This is a genomic window from Bacillus sp. AM 13(2015), assembly GCF_001518755.1.
Lineage (GTDB): Bacteria > Bacillota > Bacilli > Bacillales > Bacillaceae > Bacillus > Bacillus safensis.
Genome location: NZ_LKCP01000015.1, coordinates 1 through 1,657, shown reverse-complemented (window position 1 = coordinate 1,657; position 1,657 = coordinate 1). Strand labels below are relative to the sequence as shown.

Annotated in this window: 3 protein-coding genes; all 3 read left to right on the top strand. The window is 38.0% G+C overall.

Annotated features, from left to right (window positions below; all coding sequences use genetic code 11):
• Positions 1–818 (top strand): citrate:proton symporter (locus tag AOQ70_RS01880; protein ID WP_231730807.1); only part of this gene is annotated, 818 nt, incomplete at its 5' end.
• 206 nt (positions 819–1,024) lie between these two features.
• On the top strand, positions 1,025–1,204 hold the full coding sequence (locus AOQ70_RS01875) for a helix-turn-helix domain-containing protein (protein ID WP_059374661.1): 180 nt from the start codon (positions 1,025–1,027) through the stop codon (positions 1,202–1,204).
• A 158-nt stretch (positions 1,205–1,362) separates the two neighbouring features.
• The coding region (locus tag AOQ70_RS01870; RefSeq protein ID WP_156417729.1) for a helix-turn-helix domain-containing protein at positions 1,363–1,657 on the top strand (295 nt) is incomplete at its 3' end.

Sequence of the window (1,657 nt, the reverse complement as noted above, 5' to 3'; positions counted from 1 at the left end):
TTGGATTAGATGCAGGCGAATTTTTCATTCCATTACTCCCAACGATGGTTGGAGGCGGTCTTTTTATACTTTTTACTGCTTACGTACTTGGAAAAAAAGAAAGAAAACGAATTGGGGTTGCAGAAATTCAGTACAAAGAAGAGCCGTCCATTTCTCCAGAATTGGCTGCGTCAATTGAGGATGGAGTAGCCGATATCAAAAGGCCGAATCTGATTTGGATTAACTTCTTCCTTACAATTGCTGTCATGGTCACACTAGTCCTGGATATCATCCCAATTCCTGTACTCTTCTTAATTGGATTTGTCATTGCTCTTATGATTAACTATCCAAAGGTTGAAGATCAGCGCGAGCGAATTTTATCGCATGCAGGAAATGCATTAACGGTTATCACACTTGTATTTGCAGCAGGAATTTTCACAGGGATCTTCTCAGGAACAAAGATGGTTGAGGCCATTGCCAATTTGGTCATTTACATGATTCCTGATTCCTACAGCTCATTTTTCCCGCTGATTGTTGCTTTGACGAGTATGCCATTTACATTTATTCTTTCAAATGATGCTTACTATTTCGGGGTGCTGCCGATCTTGGCTGAAGCCGGCGCAGCTTACGGGATTGATCCGGTGGAGATTGCACGTGCTTCTATCATAGGACAGCCTGTCCACTTACTGAGCCCACTTGTGGCTTCAACGCTGCTGCTTGTTGGTATGCTGAACAAAGATATTGGTGATTTGCAAAAATACGCACTCCTATGGACCGTGTTAACTGCCCTTTTTACAACACTTATTGCATTGTTAACAGGCGCCATTACAATCTTTTAAATACCACGTAAAAAAGGACGATGTCTCGGTGAGGAGACTCGTCCTTTTTTGCGTGGCTGAAAGCGCAGTAAATTGGACGCTGATATGCGGGATTTCTTGATTTTAACGTCACCTACCTCAGGTACCCGGCATATGATATCTCGACTATACAGAATCCCATTCTATAGAGACTAGAGCTCTCACCTTAGCAAGGAGGGTTACAATACTTGAAGGAGAAAGAGTTTCAATCCAAGCCGCTATTAACCAAAAGAGAAAGAGAAGTATTCGAATTGCTCGTCCAAGATAAAACAACAAAAGAAATTGCAAGCGAGCTTTTTATTAGCGAAAAGACTGTTCGAAATCATATTTCGAATGCTAAGCAAACCTTTTGCAAATTAAACCTTTAATCTAAATAACTCCGAAAGTCGTATGTTAATAAGTTACACAATAGGATTATAATTGAATTAACTTATTTATTAGAGCAAAAATTCATACTTCTACGACAATTTACGACAACATTTTTTTGTACTTCATGATAAATTTAACAATGGTAAGGTGATCATATATGACAAGTACAATCGCGAAAGACTTACGGACACATTTAAGAAACTCAATAGAAATGTCTAAAGAAAGTCAAAAACAAGTTGCAACAAAGCTGGGCATAAGCAGTAGTTATTTAAGCAAATTTTTAAATGGTAAGGATGTCTCGTTCTGGATAGTTCATAAGATCATTAATTACATTGACAAAGAGAACGAAATTGAACTCATTTTAAATTATTTTAAAGAAGGCATTAATTCTAAAAATGTTCCTGCTGCTTTAGAATATTGCTATTCTAAACAATTGTACGACTACACAAGTG